Raw genomic sequence first — 20,453 nt, 5'->3', positions numbered from 1 at the left:
CCGGCTGCGGGCTGCGGGCTGCGGGCTGCGGGCTGCGGGCTGCGGGCCAAGATCGTCTTCGTCTCCCGGAAAACGGCCTTTCCTCCACGAACGTTCCACCGTTATCACCGAAACGAAACACCGGTCGCCGGAACGCCGTCCTCACGGTGGCGCGCCGCGATCGCCGTGGAGCCGGGCTCACCCGCCGAACGTGAGGCGCCCCTGCGGAAACGCAGGCCGCCGTCGCGGCCAGCTCCCTCCACAACCCCGGCACACCAGACACGCCACCCGTAGCTCGGCCGGGTCGACCGGGCCCGTAGGCCACACGTCCCGGCACACCAGACCCGACGCTTTGCTCTGCGCCTGTCGACGCGCCAGGCCACAACCGGTGGGTGGCGCGTCGATGGGAGCAGAGCAAAGCGTCTGAGCAGATGGGTGGGCGGGATCGGTGGCTGCCCCATCGGTCCCGCCGGACGGCGGGCGGGGGCGTCCGGACGGCGGGCGGGAGCGTCCGGACGCCCCCGCGGCGGGGGTCAGCGGGTGGGCAGCGGACGGGCGGGCAGCGCGCGCAGGGCGAGCTGCCAGGGGAAGGCGTCCAGGTGGCGGTCACCGGTGCCGGGCGCGTGCAGCGGGTACACGTCGTCGCCGAAGAGCACCGTGACGCCCCACTCACGCAGCCGGTCCAGCCCGGCGCGGAACGCCGGGTGCGCCGCCATCGCGGTGTTGGTGAACGGCACCGCCACGATCGGCGTGCCCCGGCCCTGCGCCTCGACCAGCAGCCCGAGGGCGAGCGTGTCGGTGATCCCGGCCGTCCACTTGTTGACCGAGTTGACGGTGGCCGGGCAGACCACCATGGCGTCCGCCGGGGGCAGCACGTCCGGGTCGCCCGGGTGCTTGTAGGTGGTCCGTACCGGATGACCGGTCAGCCGGGCCAGCGCGGCCCGGTCCACGAACTTCGCCCCGTCGGGCGTGGCGACGACGCAGACCTGCCAGCCGTCCCGGTGGGCGAGGTCGACCAGGCGGTCCACCCGCCCGGCCAGCGGCGAGCCGCAGACGATCACGTACAGCACCGGGCGGTCGCCCGGCGGGGGCGCGACCGCGGTCATATGCCGACTCCCATCTGCTCGGCCAGCTCCGCCACCGACGAGGACGGCGCGCCCCGGGTGCGCCGCAGGATGTCCGACATCACCTCGTGGGCGATCGGTCGGCAGCGGATCTCCGGGGCGGCGAGGCGGTCGCCCTTGAGCAGCATCTCGCCGGCGCTGGTCACGTCGCCGATCTGGGCGAAGCCCCGGGCCAGGTCGAGCATGTGGTGGGCGCGCCGCTCGGGCAGCAGCGCGTCGAACGCGACCGGGTCGATGGCGAGGTGGGTCTCCACGGCCCGCCCGCCGTCGCCCAGCTCGACGGCGGCGGCGGCCCGGTGCAGCAGGACGTTGGTCGGGCCGAAACACGTCCAGTAGTGGTTGTGGTCGCCGCCGAGGCGGTGGGCGGCCTCCTGCGCGCCCCGGAACAGCTCCTCCACGGTGGCGGCGTCGCCGGTGCGGGCGGCGGCCATCGCGCCCTGCAACAGCAGCATCCCGTAGACCGACAGGCGCTGCGGGGGCACGTCGTCGACGCCGTCGGGGGCGAGCCGGTTGGCGAAGCGGAGGTTCAGCTCCAGCGCGGAGCGGGCCCGACCCATGGCGAGCAGCGCGCTGGCGACCCGGGTGGTGGCGATGCCGGCGAGGAGTTGGTCGTCGGCGCGCTGGCTGACCGCCATCGCCCGGTCGCCGGCCAGCCAGGCCAGCTCGCACTCGCCGAGTTTGCGCAGCACCGACGAGGCGATCTGGTAGACCTGCCCGAGCAGGTGGGCGGCCTCCCGGCGCTGGTCGTCGCCGTCGTACGCGGCGTCGGCCGCCTGGGCGTCGCGCAGCAGCTTGGGCAGGCCCCGGGTGAGCATCCCGTACCGGCCGTACTGGTAGGTGAGCCAGGCGTGGTTGACCGCCTTGCGCATGTCGCTGAGCAGCGGCGGGTACGGCACCTGGTCGAAGTACGCGCTGACCGCGTCGTACCGCTCCAGGGCGGCCCGGATCTGGTCGACCTCGACCTGGTCGATGCAGTTCAACGCGTCGTTGCGGCGCTCCGGGTCCTTGCCGAGCAGGAGCTGCACGTCCAACTGGAGGATGTCGGCGATCTCGTAGAGGACGGAGAACTTGTCGAGGCGACGCACCCCGCGTTCGATCTTGTCGACCCAGCTCTTGGACTTGCCCAGCCGGTCGGCGAACACCTGCTGTGACATCTTGCGACGCCCCCGCCAGTAGGCGACCCGCCGTCCGATCGGTAACTCGTCCATCTGGTAACTCCTCCCCGACCGGGCGTCTCCCGGGGCAGCGGACCACAGGTCCGCGTTGCCCGTCAGCGCCCGGTTCGTCCTAATCGCACAGCCAGTACGTCGGTCAGCCGAGAGCGGGACGTAGCTTTCGTGCAACTTGCATGGAATCGTTGTCGGCTGGAGCAACGACGATCGATGGCCCACGGTGACGGCGTCGGCGGACCTGAGGTTTCGTCCACGACCCGGACGTGTCTCGACCAGCCGACCGGAGCGCACGTCACAGCCGGTGGAACACGGCGGGTGTGTCGAGAGGAGTCAGGGAGTATGTGGCGGACCGTCGGACCGCGCGTCGTCCATCTGTCACCACTGGAACGGGTCCGGCTACGCCGGATCGCGGTCCGGTACGCGCTGCGCGGCTGGGCGGTCACCCCCGGCGCCTGCCTGGCCCGCAGCAGGTTCGTCTGCGGGCGGGCCGGTTGCCCCACCGTCGGCTGCCACCCCGCGCTGCCGGAGTGGGAGCTCGCCGCCAGCACCGACCCGGCCCGGGTGGCGACCTGGTGGCGCAGCCGCCCGTACGCGCTGCTGCTGCCCACCGGCCGCGCCTTCGACGTGCTGGAGGTGCCGGCCTACCTGGGACGGGCGGCCCGCGCCGCGGTCGACGCGGTCCCGGTGGCCCGGGGCCCGGTCGCGGTCACCCCGACCGGCCAGTGGATGTTCCTGGTCAGCCCCGGTGAGCCGCTGCGGCCGGAGCTGGAACGCTGCTTCCACGTCATCCGGCACGGGCTGGGCTCGTGGATCCCCGCCCCGCCCACCCGGCTGCCCGAGGGGCCGGTGCGCTGGGCGCTCGCCCCGGAGCAGGCCCGCTGGCGGCTGCCCGACGCGTACCTGGCGCAGACGGTGCTCGTCGAGCTGCTGCGGGCGAGCGGGCTCACCACGCCCGCCCCGGCCGTAGGGGCGCTGCCCGGCCGGCTCCCCCTGCCCCGACGCGGCCACTGAGCCGCCGTACGTCCTGGACACCCGGGCCCTCAGTCGGCGGACGGCAGACGCGGGGAGCACCGGCAACTGCCGTCGTCGGTGACCACCGCGTACTCGTGGCCGGCCAGCCGGTCCAGCCAGCCCACGCCGGCCCGACCCATCGCCATGGCCGCCGTCGCGTACGCGTCCGCCACCCCCAGGTCCGGGCCGACCACGGTCACCGAACGCAGCCCCCGGGCCGGCGCCCCGCGCCGGGGATCGAGCACGTGCGGCCCGCGCTCGTAGTCGCCGGACGTGGCGACCGCCAGGTCGGTGCCGGTCACCACCAGGCAGGTCGCGGCCCGGTCGAACGGGTCCTGGACGCCGATCCGCCACGGCCGGCCCGCCGCCGAACGGCCCCGGACCCGCACGTCGCCACCGGCGTTCAGGCAGTGGTTGGCCGCCCCGGCGGCGAGCAGCCGGTCCGAGGCGACCTGCGTCGCCCAGCCCTTGACGAACCCGGACGGGTCCCACGCCCCGGTGACGTACGCGTCGAAGAAGCCGTCGGTGTCGGCCCACAGGTCGGCGCAGCGTTCCAGCACCAGGCGCAGGTCCGCCGACGCCCCGGCCAGCGGCGCCTCGCCCCGGCCGAACCGGCGCACCTCGCTGTCCGCCCGGTACGTGCTGAACCGGGCGTCGACCTCGCGCAGCCAGGCGAACACCCCGTCGGCGAGCTCGTCGAGGACGGCCCGGGGCAGGTCGTCGGCCAGGTCCAGGCTGATCGGCGTACCCATCACCTGCTCGACCCGCCGCAACCCGGGCCGGCGCCCGGCGGCCACGCCGGGACCGCCGGACGCCACGCCGCCTTCGAGAGCAACGCCGCAGTCGAGAGCCACGCCGCCCACGGGGGGCGCGCTGCCGGCGGACACGTCAGCCACGGGCGGCGTCGATGGCCGCCTGCAACGACTGCCGGTACGCGTCGCTGGTCGCGGTGGCCCCGGAGACCGTGTCCAGGCTGGCGCTCTGCCGCTGGACGGCCTGACCGTCCGGGCCGCTGTACCGGCTGTTCACCGAGGCGCTGCGCCGGTCCGACTCGGCGGTCTCCTCCGGCAGCTCCAGCGCCTTCACGTCCACGATCCGGGTGCCGCTCACGACGACCTGCACCTGGACGTTGCCGTACTCGTTACCGACCACCGGGCCGGTCACCGTCCGCCGGGTCGCGGCCTTCGGGGTCGCGGTGGTCCGCTTCGGCGCCGGGACCGCGGTGGTGGCCCGCGCGGTCGGGGTACGGGCGGAGCGGGTCGGCGCGGGCGTGGACCGCTCGTCGGCGGCCGGGGTGGCGGTGGGCGACGGCCGGGACGAGCCGGTGCCGCCGGTCGGCGTCGGGCCCGGCGCGGGCCCGGACGGGGCGGGGACCACCGGCGGTCGCTCCGGGGCGGCCAGCCCGGCGACCGGGGTGGTCTCCGGCGCGCCCTTGAGCACGACCAGCAGGGTCGTGCCGGCGGCCAGACCGGTGACGGCGAGGAGCGCGCGACGCATGGCGTGGACCTCTCTCACAGCTCGAACGTGGCGAGGTGGATCTGTCGGCGCGGCACGCCGGCCCGGCGCAGCGCCCGCACGGTGGCCTCGACCATGCCTTTCGGCCCGCATAACCAGACGTCCCGTTCGGTCAGGTCGGGCACCAGCCGACGCAGCCCCTCCGGGCTCATCACCTGACGGGGGCCCGGGTCGCGGCGGGAGCCCACGACGTACCAGACGTCGGTCTGCCGGGCCTCGGCGAGCCAGTCCAGCTCCCGGTGCAGCAGCACGTCGGCCGGGGTGCTGGCCCGGTAGACCAGGGCCGCGCCCGGCGGCAGCTCCTCCAGCAGGGCGCGGATCGGGCCGATGCCGCTGCCGCCGGCGATCAGCAGCGCCCGGTCGCGGGTCCGGCTCTCGGCGGTGAACGAGCCGAACGGCCCCGCCACCCAGACCCGGGTGCCCGGCGTCAGCTCCCGCAGGTCGGCGGTGTGCCGGCCGACCACCTTGACGGTCAGCCGCAGCCAGCGGTCGTTGCCGGCGGCGGAGAGCGAGAACGGGTGCGACTGCCACCAGCAGCCCCGGGTGAGGAACCGCCAACGCAGGAACTGCCCGCCGCGCACGTCGAGTCGGTTCAGGTGGCGGCCGGTCAGGTAGATCGAGACGGTGTCCGGGCTCTCCGCCACCACGTCGGCGACCCGCAGCCCGTGCCGCAGGTTGAGCCGCAGCGGCACGACCACCCGCCCCCACAGCAGCGCGGCGGCCACCAGCAGGTACGCCACGATCCAGCCGGTGCGGACCGGACCGGGCCGGAACAGTTGCTGACCGTGGGCGAACTGGTGCCCGAAACCGAGCAGCAGCACCAGGTAGCTGCTCAGGTGCAGGTGGTGCCACAGCTCGTAGGGCAGGGCGGCGCGGACCGCCCGGACGCCGGTGAAGCCGAGCAGCGCCAGGATCCCGGCGGCGGCGAACGCGCCCACCATGTCCTCGTAGTCCCGCAGCAGCACCCCGACCTCGGCCAGCACGGACTGCCGTTGCAGCCGGGCGTAGCCGACCAGGGTCAGGGCGGCGTGGGCGAGCACCGCCACCAGCAGGGTCACCCCGACGTCCCGGTGCCAGCGGCCGAGCTGCTCCGCGCCGAGCCGGCGTTCCAGCGCCGGCAGCCGGCTCATCAGCAGCACCTGGACCAGCAGCAGGTAGCCGGCGACCAGGCCGGTGATCCGGCCGGCGGCGGTCAGCGTCGCGGTGGTGGTGCGCAGCGAGTCGTCAGGCGTCTGGAGCCACCAGGGCGTCACGGCCAGCAGCAGCCCGACCCAGAGCAGCCCCAGCACCGCACGGCGACCGGCGGGCCCGCGCCGGGGCGGCGACTGCGGGCGGGCCGACGCAGCCGACCGGCCGCCGGAACGGGACGAGGTCCCGTCGCGACGGCCGGCGGCGTGGGTGCGCGGGTACGTCACGCGTACAGCTTCATCGGGGAGTACGTCATCCGGGGGAAGATCTTGTCCACCTCCGCGTTGGTCAGGCCGAACCGGCCCTGCGCCACCGAGCCGTACACGTCGAACATGTTGTTGTACTCGGGCACGTCGCCGCTGTCCAGGTCGTCCAGCCCCTGCCAGGCGCCCAGCAGCGAGCTGGTCAGCTTCCGTCCGGACAGGACGGTGACCACGCCGCCGTGGCCGTGGTCGGTGCCGCCGCCGTTGGAGGCGACCCGACGGCCGAACTCGCTGGACACCATGACCGTCACGTCGGCGGACTGCTCGCCGAGGTCGGTGAAGAACGCGGCCATCGCCCTGGCCAGCTCGTTGAGCCGCCGCCAGAGCTGACCGTTCTCCCGGGTGCCCTGGTTCTCGTGGGTGTCGTAGCCGCCCATGCCGATGGTGGCGACCCGCACGTTCGCCCCGCCCTTGATGAGCTGGGCGAGCTGCTTGAACGCGTTGCCGACGCCCTGGTACTCGACGCCCTCCGCCGCCTGGTACGGCTTGGCGGCCAACTGCTGGGCGGTGGCCAGCGCGCCGAGCCCGTCCTGGACGGCCTCCTGCACCGGGTGGTTGATCCCGGTGAACAGCCCCTTGATGGCCTTCTCGGTGGCGGCCCGGAACTTCTCGTCGCCGTTGAGGCGCAGCGAGCCGACGCTGTTCAGGGAGAGCGCGCCGTTCGTGCCGACCAGCGAACGGGGCAGCGTGCTGCCGACGCCGACGCTACGGAACGCGGTGCCCTTGCCGAGGTGGTCGACGAGGCTGTCCAGCCAGCCCCGGCCGCCGGTCTCGCCGGGCAGGCCGCCCAGGTTGCAGGCGTCGGCGGCCTGGAAGTGGCTGCGGGACAGCCGCTCGTCGGAGACCGCCGGGACGAACCCGAGCTGCCCGGCCTTCAACCACTTCTCCAGCGGAGAGAACGCGCTGGTCAGCTTGAAGTTGCGGGCCAGGGCCAGGGAGTCCTCGCCCAACGTCAGGTCCGGGCGGGCCTTGCGCAGGACCGCGTCGTCGGCCGGGGCGACCAGGCTCAGCCCGTCCAGACCGCCGTAGAGGAAGACGTGGATCAGGGTGCCGGTCTTCGTCGCCGCGAACGACGCCGAGGTGGTGACGAACTGCGCGGTGGCCAGGGCGGTGGCGGTGGCGGCGGCCCCGGCGACGAACGTCCGCCGGGTCACCCCACGGCCGTCCTGCTGGGCCTCCTCCTCCGCCTCCAGGCGCAGGTAGCGGTCCCGTTCGGCGGCGTTCTCGGCGGCCACCACGTCAGCCTCCGCCCGCAGCAGCGCCTCCGCCGGGTCGTCCGCCAGTCGCCGTACGTCGGGGCATTCGGGGTGCAGAGGGTACGAGTACACAGTCTTCTCCATCGGGTGCCTCACCGGAGGTGGTGCTGGGGGGACGCGAGGATCGCCCGCGCGACGGCGGTGACGGCCCCGTTGAACGTGGCGTCGACCTTCGTGCTCGCCGACACCCCGGCGACGCCGAGGATCAGCGTCTTCTCCTTCGCGGTCAGCTTCTGGTGCACCAGCCGCTGGGCGAGCGCGTCCACGTACGCCCCGGCGGTGGCCGGCGGCTTCGCGACCAGCCGCTCCGGCTTCACGTACGAGAACGCCTTGCGGTAGCCGTTGACGATGTCGCCGACCTCGTTCCAGCCGTTGACCATCGTCCCGGCCGACGTCCACGCGACGTAGACGTCCGGGTAGCCGTCCGGGGTGGGCTGACCCATCGGGTAGTGCCCGAGCTCCCGCAGCTTGTCGTGGATCTGCCGCAGCCCCCGCGCGTACGGGGTGCGCTTGTTGTCGTCGGCCTTGTAGTCCGGCGACGCCTCCGGCGAGACGCCCAGCACCCGGTACGAGGCGAGCAGGTACTCCATCGGCCGGCGCACCTTCTGCCCCACCGACGCCCAGAACTCCGAGGAGCTGAACAGCGTCATCAGGACCGGCTTGACCAGGCCCTTGTTCGCCGTGTACGTCTTGGCGAGCCGGTCCACCAGGGTCTTCGGCGGGGTGTCCGAGACGAACCGGGTGGCCAGGCTGTACGCGATGTGCTTCGCGGTGGACGGGTGCAGCGCGATGTACCTGATGTACGCGTCGATGACCGCGTCGGCCTGCTTCTCGTCCTTCGAGGCGTTGGCGTGGCTGAACCCGAGGATCTTCACCTTGCCGACGTAGTGCCGGTCGGGGCGGAAGACGTACTCGCCGTCGGCGACGCCCCGGCCGGTCTGCAGCATGGCCGCCTGTCGGACGTCCTTCTCGGTGTAGCCGCCGTCCACGCCCACCGAGTACAGCTCCAGGTTCTCCCGGGCCAGGTTCTCGTTGATCGCGTCCGCGCGGGAGTCGTTCTGGTTCAGGTAGATCAGCAGCGCCGGGTGCCGGTTCGCGGCGACCAGCATGTCCGGGTAGCTGGTCATGGCGTGCTTGCGGACCACCTCGACGTCGAACGAGTGCCGGTACACCTCACCGCCGTCGAAGTCCGCGGCGACGTGCAGGAAGTCGTTCCAGAAGTCGACCATCACCTCGAAGAGCTGCCGGTCCGACCAGATCTGCCGGGCGATGGTGGCGTCCACCATCTCCTTCTCCGGCTGCGCGCCCTTGTCGTTGAGCATGTCGCGCTGCTCGCGGAGCTGCTTCGGGGTCATCCGCAGGGTGGGCAGCTCGCTGAGCTTCAGCTCCGCCCTGGTGGGGGCGATCTTCTCCGGATCGAGCTGCCAGCGCAGCCAGGCGTCGATGCCCATCCGTTTGATGTCGGCGAGCACCTTCGGCGTCGCCCCGAACGTGGTGCGGGTGGCGAGGTGCCGGATCGGGTCCTTGGCGAGCACCGTCTTGACGGTCACCGTGGTCGCCGCCGCGGCGGCGGCCGGGCCGGAGAAGGTGCTGCCGGTCTTCGGGCTGTTCTTCTTCAGCTCCGCGCCGGCCCGGGAGCCCATGTAGCTCTCGTTCTGGGTGGTGTACGTCCGTACCGTGCTCGGCTGCTGGCCGCTCGGGCGGGCCGTGGTGCCGTCGGTGACCTTCGTGCCGGTGGCGTCCCCGGCGATCGCCGCGTCGCCACCGAACAGGCCCCGGACCTGCGGGGTCATCGCGAGCGCCGCGCCACCGGCGACGACCGCGGCGGTGCCGCCGAGCGCGGCGAGAGCCTTGCGGCGGCTGCTGCGCCGACCGGTGTCGTCGTCATCGTCCAGGTTGGGCAGTCCCCGGTCGCCGTCCGGGCGCCCCTGCGGGCCGAGCCCGGCCGGGCCGACCCACTGCGGCCCGCGCCGCCCCGGCTCGGTCGACCCCGACCAGGGCCCCTGCCCCGCCTGCGCCGGCCCACCGGACCAGCCGGCCTGCGCGGGAGCGCCGGACCACGGGGCCTGCGCCGGTCCGTCGGACCAGGGGGCCGGGTCGGGCTGCGGCTGACCGGGCCACGGGTGGTACGACGTCCGGGGGTCACCCGACTGGCCGTCGTACGGCCGGTGGTACGGATCGGCCGACGGGTACCCCGCGGTGTCGTACGGCTGCGCCGGTCGCGGATCGCGGTACCCGTCCGGAGTGGGGTGCTGTCGCCCGTCCCAGCGGCCGTCGTCCCGGGGCCGGCGTGGAGGCACGTTCTGGTCGGCCATGTACCAATCCGTCTTCTGCGTCAAGCGCCGTCACGACCCGCCGGTGTGGAGTCCGTACAGGTGCGGGCGCTGTTTCCTGGTTGGGTGCTACGGCAAGGTAACCAAGCGGTAGACCGCCTTCAAGCAGGTCGAACGGCGGGCGTCGGGGCACTTAAGACACCGCTCAGGCCGCCCCGACGGCCAGCCGCGCCCGTCGGATCGCGGGTGGACGCCCGGAGCAGGGCAGACACGTCCGTCGACGTCGGAAAGGTGACGTCCGGTCATTCCCCGACCCGGAACGGCAGCTTCCCGGGCACAGTGAAACTTAAGGTTTCACTAAGCCGGCAAAGAAGCAGCACCAGGGGCGTGAGCCGCCACCCCAGCGGGTATGCCGCCGAACCGCTGAACGCGTGAGGGGAAGGCACCGCCATGCTCAGCAAAGAGGATCAGCGCAGGTTCGAACAGATCACCAGGCGTCTCCGGGAGAGCGATCCGGAGTTCTTCGCCCGGCTCGACCAGCGGGCACAGGCCCGTCGCGGCCGTTACCTGATGCTGCTGACGGTTGTGCTGTGGGCCTCGCTGCCGGCCGCGACCGTGCTCGCCGGACGGTTGGCCGGCGCGGTCTGCGCCGTGGTGCTCCTGGTCAACTCAGGGCTCATGTGGCGTTACCGACGCCGATGGCTCTGACGCCGCCGACCGCCCGCCGGAGGACGGGTCGGTGGTCGGCGGCGGCCCGGTCGACGGCGTCGGCAGACTGGTCGGCGGCGGACTGGTCGACGGGTCAGTCGGCGGCGAGCTGGTCGTCAGTGGGCTGGTCGGCGGCGGCGAAACGCTGGTAGGCCCGGCGCAGCCGTTCGGTCAGGCCCGGCCCGCCGAGATCGCTGCCGGGCGGCCCGAGTTGCCGTAGCAGCAGCTCCGGACCGGTGGGCAGGGTCGGTGGCCGGTCCGGCAACGGCACCGGTGGCAGCCAGAACCGGTCCAGCAGGTCGGCCAGTGGCGCGGACGGCAGGTCGGCCAGCACCCGGGCCGCGCCCACCGCCGGTGGCCCGGCGACGTCCGACAGCGTTCCGGCGTCCGACGGCTTTCCGGCGTCCGACGGCTTTCCGGCGTCCGACGGCTTTCCTGCGTCCGACGGCTTTCCTGCGTCCACCGGCGGTCCGGCGACGCGCGTCGACGACCGCGCGGCCTCCGTCGGCGGTCCGTCGGTGTCCGCCCACGGTCCGGCGGCGTCCGGTCCGGACCCGGCGCCCGACGCCGGGCCGTTGCCGGCGCGGAGCAGGCGGAGCCGGTCGAGCAGGTCGGCGCGGCTGCGGCCCCGCCAGTGCAGCAGCCGGAACGGGTCGGCGTCGAACGCCTCGGCGAGCAGGTAGAAGGTCGCCGCCAGATGTTTACACGGCACCGCGAAGTCCGGGCACGAACAGCGCTGCGTCAGATCGCCCACGCCGGACGGGAACAGCGGCGCGCCGCCGGCGGCGAACAGGTCCTCCAGCTCGGCGGGCAGGTCACCGGCGAGCAGCCGGGCGCTGAAGAACGCCTGCGCTGCCAGGTCCTCCTCCAGCCGCCGCCAGAGCGGATCGGGAAAGGCGGTCAACCCGACCCGCACCCGGTACGGCTGCGGACGGGAGCCCTGCACGGTGGCGCTCACCACGCCCGGCGCGACGGCCAGGTCGAGCACCTGCCCCGCACGCGCGTACGCGCGGCCCCGGGTCAGCCGGGTGCCCAGCGCGAAGGACTCCAGCACCTCCAGGAACCGGCGGGACCACCAGGAACGGCCGATCGCGCCCCGGGCGCTGCGGGCCCGCAGACCGCCCTCGACCCGGCGGGGCCGCCCGTAGTCGGCGAACCGGCCGCCGTCGGTGGCGCTCACCCGACCACCGAGCCGGGGTCGAGGGCGAACAGCTCACGGAGCTGACCGGTGGAGAGCTCGGTGATCCACTGTTCGCCGCTGCCGACGACCTTCGCGGCCAGCCCCCGTTTCTCGCTGATCATCGCGGCCACCTTCTCCTCGACCGTGCCCGCGCAGACGAACTTGCGGACCTGCACCCGCCGACGCTGCCCGATCCGGAACGCCCGGTCGGTGGCCTGGTCCTCGACCGCCGGGTTCCACCACCGGTCCACGTGCACCACGTGGTTGGCGGCGGTCAGGGTCAGCCCGGTGCCGCCGGCCTTGAGGGAGAGGACGAACACCGACGGGCCGCCCGGCGCCTGGAAGCCGGTAACCATCTCGTCCCGTCCCGCCTTGCCCACCCCGCCGTGCAGGAACAGCACCTCCCGGCCCAGGCGGGCGGAGAGGTGGCCGCGCAGCATCGCGCCGAACTCGGCGTACTGGGTGAACAGCAGGGCCTTCTCCCCCGCCGCCAGCACCTCGTCCAGGATCTCCTCCAGCCGGGCCAGCTTGCCGGAGCGGTCGGGCAGCGCCGAGCCGTCCCGCAGGAGCTGGGCCGGATGGTTGCAGACCTGCTTCAGCCTGGTCATCGTGGCCAGCACCAGGCCACGCCGCTCGATTCCGGCACTGGACTCGATCCTCGTCAGCATGTCGTCCACCACCGCCTGGTAGAGCGCGGCCTGCTCGGCGGTGAGATTGCAGAGCACCTCCATCTCCAGCTTCTCCGGCAGGTCGGAGATGATCGAGGAGTCGGTCTTGAGCCGGCGCAGCACGAACGGGCCGGTCATCCGGCGCAGTCGGGCGGCGGCCCCCTCGTCGCCGTGCCGCTCGATCGGCTCCGCGTACGCCTTGCGGAAGGCCGCCGCCGGGCCGAGCAGCCCCGGATTGGCGAACTGCATGATCGACCACAGGTCGGCGAGCCGGTTCTCCACAGGCGTGCCGGTGACGGCGATCCGGTGCCGGGCGGGCAGCACGCGTACCGCCTCGGCCTGTCGGGTGGCCGCGTTCTTGATCGCCTGGGCCTCGTCGACCACCACCCGGTGCCAGTCCACACCGGCCAGCGCGACCGCGTCCCGGGCCGCCACCGAATAGGTGGTGATCACCAGGTCGGCGGCGTGGACGGCCTCGGCGAACCGCTCGCCGCGCGCCCGGTCCGCGCCGTGGTGCACGTGCGCCCGCAACCCGGGGGTGAACCGGGCGGCCTCCCGCTGCCAGTTGCCGACCAGCGACATCGGGCAGACCAGCAGCGTCGGCCCGGCCTCCGGCGGATCGGCGGCGAGCAGGGCGAGCAGTTGCACGGTCTTGCCCAGCCCCATGTCGTCGGCGAGGATCCCGCCCAGCCCGAGCGACTGGAGGAACACCAGCCAGGCCAACCCGCGCCGCTGGTACGGCCGCAGGGCCCCACGGAAGCCCGGCGGCGGGTCCAACGGGGTGAGCCGCCGCTCGGCCTGCCCGGAGAGCAGGTCACCGAGCGCGCCGTCGGCGGTCACCTCCAGCACCGGCAGCCCGTCGTCGTCGGCGAGACCGAGGCGCAGCAGGTCCGCGACGGTCAACTCCCCGCCGGACCGGAGCAGTCGCAGACCGGCGGCGAGCCGCTTCGGATCCAGCTCCACCCACTGCCCGCGCAGCCGGACCAGCGGGGTCTTCCGCCGCGCCAGGGCGGTCAGCTCGTCGGCGGTCAACGGCTGGTCGCCGAGCGCCACCTCCCACCGGTAGTCGACGAGCGCGTCCAGGCCGACCCCGCCCGGGGTGGCCACCGTCCCCGGGGCGGTCCGGCTGCGGGCGGTCAGTCGCGCCCCGAGCCGGGCGGCCGGCCGCTGCCACCAGCCCGGCAGCAGCACGCCGAAGCCGGCGGCGTGCAGCACCGGAGCGCCCTCGCGGAGGAACCGGTGAGCGCCGTCGGTGTCCAGCTCCAGCGCCTCCGGCGTCGCGGCCCGCAGCGCGTCGTCCACCTCCGGCCAGAGCCGGCTGGCCCGGCCCAGCTCGGCGAGGAGCGTCTCCTGCGGGGCGTCCAACCGGTCACCGAACACGGCCGTGCTCGTCGGGTCCCGCCAGACCGCCCCGGCGGCCACCAGCAGCCCCGGCTCGTCGGCGGCCTGGAGCCCGAACTCCACCCGCCAGACGCCCCCGTCCCCCTCATCCGGACCGTCAGCCGGCGGACCGTCGCCGGACGGACCGTCGCCGGACGGGTCCAGGCCGTCGGTGGGACGGTTGAGGGCGTCACCGGAGCGGTCGAGGGCGTCGGCGGGTGGCTCGACCAGGCGGAAGGTCGCCCGGACCGGGCTGCCGGCGGCGTCGCGCTGCCAGGCGTCCAGGTCGGCCCGGAGGGTGGCCAGCGCGGCCGGAGCGGCGGTGAAATCGCCCCGCGAGCCGGTCAACGCCGCGAGCCAGGCGGCGACCGGATCACGGCGACCGGTGCCCGGCAGACGCAGGTCGGCCAGGGCCACCCGGGCGGCGGCGTCGGTGAGCGCGTCGAGGGCGTCGGCGACCACCTCGCCCGGACCGTACCCGCGGTCCGCCGGCGCCGCCGGGTCGCCGCCTCCGGTGGCCCGCGCCGACGGGGGCAGCGCCAGGGTGAGCGCCCGTGCCCAGCCGGCGTCCACGCCGGTGAGCAGGGGGTGCCAGGCGGCGACGCCGTGATTGGTGGATGGCCGGTCAGCGCGACGGGTCGCCCGCTCGTCGTCGAGCACGACGGGCAGGACCCGGCCCCGGGCGACCAGCTCGCCCGCGAACTCGGCGATCGCCGCGAGGTGCCGCAGACCGGCCCCGGGCACACCGACGGCGTCGACGCCCCGGCGGAGCAGGGCGAGGGCCGCCTCCGGGGCGTACGTCAGGGTGGGCGTCCGCCAGCGGGCCAGGGTGACCGGACCCCGGAGCGGTTCCACGGCGGCGGTCCGCACGAGTTCCGGCGAGTCCAGCGGCGCGCCGCCCCGGGTGGGCAGGACGAGCGTCACGGCGCCGGCGGTGGCCGGTTCGGCGGCCGGGCCGAGGGTGGCGGTCAGCGTGGCGTGGTCGGCGGCGAACGGGTGGGGCCGTTCCCGGGGTGGCCGGCCGGGCCGACGCGGTGGCCGGGCCGGCGCGGCGCTGGACTCCGCCCAGACGGCGAGCCCGACGTCAACCAGCCACACCCCGTGGACGACCAGCACACGCTCCCCCTCGTCAACGCCCCGGGCACAGGATAGTGAGGTGGCCCGGGCTGTCGCCGCCGCCGTGGCCGACCTGCCGGCGCTCGGTGTCCAGGGACGCATCCATGATCCACTCCGCTTCGCCGAAAACGGTGTGTCACGACGCCTGGACACCGCCTTATCGACGAAACGGGGCCAGCGACCGGGCCGGGAGGGCGGGGCGGGGCGGGGCGGGGCTGGGCTGGGCTGGGCGGGGCTGGGCTGGGCTGGGCTGGGCTGGGCTGGGTCAGACTGCGCCGGTCTGGCCGTCGGTCAGCTCGCGCAGGATGTCGGCGTGACCGGCGTGCCGGGCGGTCTCCTCGATCATGTGAACGTAGATCCAGCGGAGGTTCACCTCGTCGAGCTGCGGTTGGGACACGACGTGGTCCAGCGGGAACCGGGCCGCGACCGCCCGGGAGCGGGCGCAGGCGGCCTCGTAGCCGGCGGCGAGCCGGTCGACCGTGTCGTCCGCCCGGATCGTCCAGCTCTCCTGCCCGCTCTGCGGAGAGGTGAGGTGCTCCTCGCCGGGCTCGGGCGCGAGCAGCCGGGGGAACCAGTTCGCCTCGACCATGGTCAGGTGTTTGACCACCCCGGCGACGGTGGTGTCGGACGGCACCAGGCGACGGGCCGCGTCGGCGTCGGCCAGGCCGCGCAGTTTCGTGAGCACCACCTGACGGTGCAGGTCGAGAAAGGCCTCCAGCACGGCCCGCTCGTCGCCGGTGCGGGCGATCACCGGAGCGAGCGTCGGGTCGATGGTCGGGTCGAGCGTCGGGTCGATGGTCGGGTCGAGCGTCGGGTCGATGGTCGGGTCGAGCGTCGGGTCGATGGTCGGGTCGAGCGTCGGGTCGGTGGTCGGGTCGAGCGTCGGGTCGGTGGTCGGGTCGAGCGTGGGGTCGACGGTGAGGTCAGCCATGTGGTGGACCGTACGTGCGGACGGCCCGGCCGCGCCTGCCGGTTTCCGCCGCCTTCCCGCCGGGACACCGGCCCGTGCGGCCCGCCTGCGGTGCTGGTCACCGGTCGGCGTGGGCCCATCGCCGTGCGGGTGGGCCGTGGCCGGTGCAGGATGGGGTCATGGCATCCTCGGCAGAGATTCCCCTGGTGGACGGCACTTTCGACGGTGAGACGATCACCGTCGAGCTGGACCCGAACGGTCGCCCGCCGCTCACCCACCACCATGTCGGAGCGGGTGGACTGGCCGAGGCCGAGATCTACGAGCTTGAGTCTGCTGAGGGCGAACCGGGGTGGCGGTACTGCTGGCGTGGCCCGGCCACCTGACCGACCCGCGCCCCACGACCTGACCCGCCCGCGTCCCACGACCTGACCCGCCCGCGTCCCACGGCCGGGCACCGCGGCCGTCGTAGGCTCGACGCGGGCAGGCGTCGGCTCGACGCGGGCAGGTCAGGCGGCGACCCGGGCCAGGCTGCGGGAGTGCAGGCTCTCCAGGACCGCACGGGTGACCCGGGAGGTGCCCCGGGCCTGCTCGCAGAGCTCGACCACCCGCCGTCCGACCGCCTCGGCGCGGCTGTCGCGCTCGTCCCACAGGCGGTCCACCTCGGCCAGCAGCGGCCCCTCCACCTCGCGCGCCACCCCCTTGAGGGCCGGCACCCCGAGCCGCTGGGCCAGGTCGAAGACCTTCCCGGCGTACGGCAGCGGCAGGAAGGGGCGGTTCGCCATCGCCGCGAAGATCAGGAAGTGCAGCCGCATGCCCACCGCCAGGTCGAAGTGGCGCATCAGCCCCAGCACCTGCCGGGGCGAGTAGTCGCCGTGCAGGATCCGACCGCGATCGGCGGCGGTCATGTGCGACATCACCCCGTGCGAGTGCCGGATGTCGTCACGTTCCATCGGGACGAAGACCACGTCGGCGTCGATCCGGTGCACCAGGAAGTCGCCCACCTGGGCGAGGAGCCGGTGGTACGCGTCGACGTCCAGCCGTTCGGCGGCCCGTCCGGGCTCCCGCACGCTCATCCCGACCAGGCGTTGACCGGCCGGCACGCCCTCCTCGCGGAGGAGTTGGGTCGGAAAGTCCTCCGGTTCCAGCAGGAACGCCGGATCCGCGGTGACCGTGATCGGGGCGAGCAGTCCCGCCTCTTCCAGGACCACCCGGGACTCCTCGTCGCGTACCGTCACCTCGGTCGCGTTGGTCAGCGTCTCGCGTACCATCTCGCAGTCGACCGCCTCGGTGAGCGGCCCGACGCCCACCGCGTACGTGAGCAGCGGCAGGCCGCGCTCCTGGGCGACCCGGACGACACGCAGGTAACGGCGGGCCTCCCGGTCGTAGAGGATGCCGCCGCCACCGAGGATGAGTAGGTCCAACCGGTCGAAGACAGCGGCCGAGTCGACCCGGCTGACCCCCTCCCAGGGCACCGCCTCCACGCCCGGATGGTGGGCACGGGTGTGGTCCGGGTTGCGGGAGAACACGACGACGTGCGCGTCGGGCTGCTGACTTCGCAGGTCGGCCAGGAGCCCGGTGAGGATGGCCTCGTCACCGAGGTTGCGTCCGCCGTACGACCCGAGCACACCGATGGTCAGCCCGTCCATACCACCCTCCCCTCCCTGGTACCCGGGCCTACCCGCTCACCTCCGCGACATGCCTCCCGCCCGGCGCCGGGCGGGCGGGCCGGCCCGGTCACCGCGGCCGTCGACCCGACGGCGGCGACCGGGCTGAGCAGGGCGGCCTCACGGTGGACGGGTCAGCGGGCGAGCAGCTCGCGCAGGATCCGGGCGATGTCGGCGGGCGCGGACTCGGCCATGTAGTGGCCCGTGGTGACGAGGTGGTGGCGCAGGTCCGGCGCCCAGGCCCGCCAGACCGCCGACGCGTCGTAGCCGAGTTGGGCGCCCCAGTCCTGCTGGACGACGGTGACCGGCATCCGCAGCCTGTTGCCGGCGGCCAGGTCCGCCCGGTCGTGCTCGATGTCGATGCCGGCGGTCGCCCGGAAGTCCGCCACGATCGACGGCACGGCCGTGGCGCAGGCCCGTAGGTACTCCGCCCGGACGTCGGCGGGGACGGCGACCGGGTCGGCGCCCCAGGCGTCGAGGAAGTGCCCGAAGAACGCGTCCGCGCTGTTGCTGATCATGATCTCGGGCAGCCCCGGCGGCTGCGCCATCAGGAAGATGTGGAACGCGACGGCCGCCGTCACGCCGTTGAGCACCTGCCAGGTGTCCAGGGTGGGCACGATGTCGAGACAGGCCAGGTGGGTGACCGCGGCCGGATGGTCCAGGCCGGCCCGGAACGCGACCAGCGCGCCCCGGTCGTGGCCGGCGAGCGCGAACCGGTCGTGTCCGAGCTGCGCGGCGAGCGTGACGACGTCGGCGGCCATGGTCCGCTTCGCGTACACCGTCGGGTCGGCCGCGGGTGGCTTGGCGCTGTCGCCGTAGCCGCGCAGGTCGGGGCAGATCACCGTGTGGTCGGTGGCGAGGTCGGCGGCCACGTGCCGCCACATGAGGTGCGTCTGCGGGAAGCCGTGCAGCAGCACGACGGGGCTGCCGGTCCCGCCGACCGCGACGTTGAGGTCCACGCCGTCGGCCACCCGTACCCGCTCGTACCGGAAGTTGTCGATGATGGTGGTCATGGGGGCCAGCGTGGCCGCCGCCGATCAGCAACCGGTCAGCAGCCGCCCGACCGGGCCGGGACATAATGTCCCGATGGTCGTCTTCGCGGTGCTGGGCGCGGTTCGGGCCCACGACCACGCCGGGCGTCCGCTGGGTCTCAAGGGCCCCCGCCACCGGGAGGTGCTGGGCCGGCTCCTCGCGGCGGACGGCAGCGTCGTCACCGTCGACCAACTGATCGACGACCTGTGGGAGCGGCCCCCCGCGAACGCGCGCGGCGCGGTCCGGACGTTCGTGGCGGCGCTGCGCCGTGGCCTGGAGCCCGAGCGGCCCGCCCGCAGCCCGTCCCGGCTGCTGGTCTCGTCCGGCAACGGCGCCGGCTACGCGCTGGTGACCGACCGCGCGACGGTGGACGCCAGGCGGTTCACCGACGCGGTCACCGCCGCCCGCGACGCGCCGCCCCGGCAGGTCGCCGACACGCTGACCCGGGCCCTGGGCTGGTGGAGCGGCCCCCCGTACGCGGAGTTCCCCGAGGCCCGCTGGGCCGAGGCCGAACGGGCCCGCCTGGACGAGGCGCGCCTGGCGGCGGTCGAGCTGCGCGCCGCGGCGTACCTCGACCTGGGCCGCGGCGGCGAGGTCGTCGGTGACCTCCGGGCCCAGGTGACCGAACGGCCGTGGCGGGAGCGCGCCTGGTGGCTGCTGGCCCTCGCGCTGTACCGCGACGGACGCCAGGGCGAGGCGCTGCGCGTGCTGCGCGAGGCCCGGGCGGCGCTGACCGGTCGACTCGGCGTGGACCCGGGCGCGGACCTGCGCGCCCTCGAGGTCGACGTGTTGCGGCACGCCCCGGGGTTGCGCACCGTGCCGGCGCACGGCAACGGGCCGCTCCGGGACGTGACCACCGCGTGGTACGAGCGCGCCGTCGCCCCCGGCTCCCGCGCCGGGCTGCGCTCGACGGTCGACCTGCTCCGCACGCTCGCGGTCACCGGCGGCCCGGGCCTGGTCGCGGCCCGGCAGCAGCGACTGGCCACGATCCTGGCCGCGGAACGCACCGGCGACGCCGAGCTGACCGCCCGGATCATCGGCGGCTACGACGTACCCGCGATCTGGAGCCGGTCCGACGATCCCGGGCAGGCCCGCCAGGTGACCGACGCGGCCGAGCGCGCCCTGGTCAGGCTCGACCCGGAGACCCCCGACGCGATCCGGGCCCGACTGCTGGCCACCATCGCGATCGAGACCCGGGGGACGGGACGGCCGCGCGGACGGCAGGCCGCCGACGAGGCCGAACGTATCGCCCGCCGGTTGGCGGACCCGGGCCTGCTCCTGTTCGCCCTCAACGGCGTCTTCCTGCACACCTTCGTCCGCTGCGGGTCGGCCGCCGGACGGGACGCCCTCGGCGCGGAGATCGCCGAGGTGGCGGCCCGGCACGGCCTCACCACGTACGAGATCCTGGGCCGGCTGATCCTGGTGCAGTCCCGCTCCGCGTACGGCGACCTCACCGCCGCCGACGCCCATGCCGCCGCCGCGGAACGCCTGGCCGACCAGCACGAGTCACCGCTGGTGGCCGTCTTCACCGGCTGGTACCGGGCGATGCGCGCGGCGGTGTCCGGGGCCGCTCCCGGCGTGGTGGCCGACGGCTACCGGGCCGCGGCCGGTGAGCTGCCGGAGGCCGGCATGCCCGGGTTGACCCACGGGCTGCTCCCGCTGGCGCTGCTGAGCGCCCGCCTGCGGCCCGGGCGGCCGACGCCACCAGAGGTGGACGGCGACTTCGGGCCGTACGAGACCTGGGTTCGTCCGCTGCTGCTCCTCGCCCGGGGTGACCGGGCCGGGGCGCGACGCCTGCTCCGGGACGTCCCCGACCCGCCGCCCGACCACCTGTTGGAAGCCGGATGGTGCCTGCTCGGGCAGGCGGGCGTGCTGGCCGGCGACCGGAAGGTCGTCACCCGGGCCCGGACCGCGCTGACCCCCGCCGCCGGACAACTCGCCGGCGCGGGCAGCGGCGTGCTGACCCTGGGGCCGGTGTCCCGCTGGCTGCGCAGCTTCGACGCCTCCTGACACC

At 74.5% G+C, this 20,453-nt stretch carries 16 protein-coding genes; 4 read left to right on the top strand and 12 right to left on the bottom strand.

The window, feature by feature from the left end:
* Positions 1 to 512: 512 nt before the first annotated feature.
* Positions 513 to 1,085: a flavoprotein gene (locus O7606_RS27535; RefSeq protein ID WP_281596901.1), complete on the bottom strand. Its 573-nt coding sequence runs from the start codon at positions 1,083 to 1,085 to the stop codon at positions 513 to 515.
* Positions 1,082 to 2,311 carry a helix-turn-helix domain-containing protein gene (locus O7606_RS27530; RefSeq protein WP_281596899.1) on the bottom strand — a complete coding sequence of 410 codons (1,230 nt, stop codon included), beginning with the start codon at positions 2,309 to 2,311 and terminating at the stop codon, positions 1,082 to 1,084. Before O7606_RS27530 ends, O7606_RS27535 begins: the two co-directional genes overlap by 4 nt.
* A 303-nt stretch (positions 2,312 to 2,614) precedes the next feature.
* Here O7606_RS27530 and O7606_RS27525 point away from each other — a divergent pair, with 303 nt between their 5' ends.
* Positions 2,615 to 3,286, top strand: coding sequence for a bifunctional DNA primase/polymerase (locus O7606_RS27525; protein WP_281596898.1), 672 nt, complete (start codon positions 2,615 to 2,617; stop codon positions 3,284 to 3,286).
* A gap of 29 nt (positions 3,287 to 3,315) precedes the next feature.
* Here the strand turns inward: O7606_RS27525 and O7606_RS27520 are convergent, their stop codons facing one another.
* The 5 genes from O7606_RS27520 to O7606_RS27500 form a co-directional block, all read right to left on the bottom strand.
* A complete protein-coding gene (locus O7606_RS27520; RefSeq protein WP_281599911.1) occupies positions 3,316 to 4,038 on the bottom strand; it encodes an FAD:protein FMN transferase in 723 nt (240 codons plus the stop codon).
* Positions 4,039 to 4,174: 136 nt separating this feature from the next.
* A complete protein-coding gene (locus O7606_RS27515) occupies positions 4,175 to 4,783 on the bottom strand; it encodes an FMN-binding protein (RefSeq protein WP_281596897.1) in 609 nt (202 codons plus the stop codon).
* A gap of 14 nt (positions 4,784 to 4,797) precedes the next feature.
* Entirely contained in the window at positions 4,798 to 6,216 is a 1,419-nt protein-coding gene (locus O7606_RS27510; RefSeq protein ID WP_281596896.1) for a ferredoxin reductase family protein, read from the bottom strand.
* The gene (locus O7606_RS27505; protein ID WP_281596895.1) at positions 6,213 to 7,592 is read right to left on the bottom strand and encodes a DUF1501 domain-containing protein; all 1,380 of its coding nucleotides are present in this window, start codon (positions 7,590 to 7,592) and stop codon (positions 6,213 to 6,215) included. Before O7606_RS27505 ends, O7606_RS27510 begins: the two co-directional genes overlap by 4 nt.
* 8 nt (positions 7,593 to 7,600) lie before the next feature.
* Positions 7,601 to 9,823: a DUF1800 family protein gene (locus O7606_RS27500; protein WP_281596894.1), complete on the bottom strand. Its 2,223-nt coding sequence runs from the start codon at positions 9,821 to 9,823 to the stop codon at positions 7,601 to 7,603.
* A gap of 408 nt (positions 9,824 to 10,231) precedes the next feature.
* On the opposite strand from O7606_RS27500, the gene O7606_RS27495 reads away from it, so the two are divergent.
* Positions 10,232 to 10,489: a DUF3040 domain-containing protein gene (locus O7606_RS27495; RefSeq protein ID WP_281596893.1), complete on the top strand. Its 258-nt coding sequence runs from the start codon at positions 10,232 to 10,234 to the stop codon at positions 10,487 to 10,489.
* 94 nt (positions 10,490 to 10,583) lie between these two features.
* On the opposite strand, the gene O7606_RS27490 is transcribed toward O7606_RS27495, so the two are convergent.
* From O7606_RS27490 to O7606_RS27480, 3 genes are all read right to left on the bottom strand, one after another.
* Positions 10,584 to 11,669: an SWIM zinc finger family protein gene (locus O7606_RS27490; protein ID WP_281596892.1), complete on the bottom strand. Its 1,086-nt coding sequence runs from the start codon at positions 11,667 to 11,669 to the stop codon at positions 10,584 to 10,586.
* The gene (locus O7606_RS27485; protein ID WP_281596891.1) at positions 11,666 to 14,833 is read right to left on the bottom strand and encodes a DEAD/DEAH box helicase; all 3,168 of its coding nucleotides are present in this window, start codon (positions 14,831 to 14,833) and stop codon (positions 11,666 to 11,668) included. The genes O7606_RS27490 and O7606_RS27485 overlap by 4 nt, the downstream gene beginning before the upstream one ends.
* Before the next feature lie 265 nt (positions 14,834 to 15,098).
* Positions 15,099 to 15,584: a DinB family protein gene (locus O7606_RS27480; RefSeq protein ID WP_281599910.1), complete on the bottom strand. Its 486-nt coding sequence runs from the start codon at positions 15,582 to 15,584 to the stop codon at positions 15,099 to 15,101.
* Between the two features lie 338 nt (positions 15,585 to 15,922).
* Between O7606_RS27480 and O7606_RS27475 the strand changes: the two genes are divergently transcribed.
* Positions 15,923 to 16,126 (top strand): hypothetical protein, encoded by a 204-nt coding sequence (locus O7606_RS27475; RefSeq protein WP_281596890.1) that lies wholly within the window; start codon positions 15,923 to 15,925, stop codon positions 16,124 to 16,126.
* Positions 16,127 to 16,249: 123 nt separating this feature from the next.
* Here the strand turns inward: O7606_RS27475 and O7606_RS27470 are convergent, their stop codons facing one another.
* The gene (locus O7606_RS27470; protein ID WP_281596889.1) at positions 16,250 to 17,389 is read right to left on the bottom strand and encodes a polysaccharide pyruvyl transferase family protein; all 1,140 of its coding nucleotides are present in this window, start codon (positions 17,387 to 17,389) and stop codon (positions 16,250 to 16,252) included.
* Positions 17,390 to 17,541: 152 nt separating this feature from the next.
* Positions 17,542 to 18,420 (bottom strand): alpha/beta hydrolase, encoded by an 879-nt coding sequence (locus O7606_RS27465; protein ID WP_281596888.1) that lies wholly within the window; start codon positions 18,418 to 18,420, stop codon positions 17,542 to 17,544.
* On the opposite strand from O7606_RS27465, the gene O7606_RS27460 reads away from it, so the two are divergent.
* Positions 18,419 to 20,449, top strand: coding sequence for an AfsR/SARP family transcriptional regulator (locus tag O7606_RS27460; RefSeq protein WP_281596887.1), 2,031 nt, complete (start codon positions 18,419 to 18,421; stop codon positions 20,447 to 20,449). The genes O7606_RS27465 and O7606_RS27460 overlap by 2 nt on opposite strands.
* The last annotated feature ends 4 nt before the right edge of the window (positions 20,450 to 20,453 follow it).

Origin of the sequence: Micromonospora sp. WMMD882 (genome assembly GCF_027497255.1) — a bacterium.
Classification (GTDB): Bacteria; Actinomycetota; Actinomycetes; order Mycobacteriales; family Micromonosporaceae; genus Micromonospora.
Note: the sequence above shows the minus strand (reverse complement) of the source record. Positions and strands in the feature narration are given on the sequence as shown.

Excerpts from the sequence above, each read along its gene's own strand:
- O7606_RS27535 (WP_281596901.1), bottom strand. The coding sequence starts at position 1,085 with ATGACCGCGGTCGCGCCCCCGCCGGGCGACCGCCCGGTGCTGTACGTG.
- O7606_RS27530 (WP_281596899.1), bottom strand. The coding sequence starts at position 2,311 with ATGGACGAGTTACCGATCGGACGGCGGGTCGCCTACTGGCGGGGGCGT.
- O7606_RS27525 (WP_281596898.1), top strand. The coding sequence starts at position 2,615 with ATGTGGCGGACCGTCGGACCGCGCGTCGTCCATCTGTCACCACTGGAA.
- O7606_RS27520 (WP_281599911.1), bottom strand. The coding sequence starts at position 4,038 with ATGGGTACGCCGATCAGCCTGGACCTGGCCGACGACCTGCCCCGGGCC.
- O7606_RS27515 (WP_281596897.1), bottom strand. The coding sequence starts at position 4,783 with ATGCGTCGCGCGCTCCTCGCCGTCACCGGTCTGGCCGCCGGCACGACC.
- O7606_RS27505 (WP_281596895.1), bottom strand. The coding sequence starts at position 7,592 with ATGGAGAAGACTGTGTACTCGTACCCTCTGCACCCCGAATGCCCCGAC.
- O7606_RS27500 (WP_281596894.1), bottom strand. The coding sequence starts at position 9,823 with ATGGCCGACCAGAACGTGCCTCCACGCCGGCCCCGGGACGACGGCCGC.
- O7606_RS27495 (WP_281596893.1), top strand. The coding sequence starts at position 10,232 with ATGCTCAGCAAAGAGGATCAGCGCAGGTTCGAACAGATCACCAGGCGT.
- O7606_RS27475 (WP_281596890.1), top strand. The coding sequence starts at position 15,923 with ATGGCATCCTCGGCAGAGATTCCCCTGGTGGACGGCACTTTCGACGGT.
- O7606_RS27470 (WP_281596889.1), bottom strand. The coding sequence starts at position 17,389 with ATGGACGGGCTGACCATCGGTGTGCTCGGGTCGTACGGCGGACGCAAC.
- O7606_RS27460 (WP_281596887.1), top strand. The coding sequence starts at position 18,419 with ATGGGGGCCAGCGTGGCCGCCGCCGATCAGCAACCGGTCAGCAGCCGC.
- O7606_RS27465 (WP_281596888.1), bottom strand. The coding sequence starts at position 18,420 with ATGACCACCATCATCGACAACTTCCGGTACGAGCGGGTACGGGTGGCC.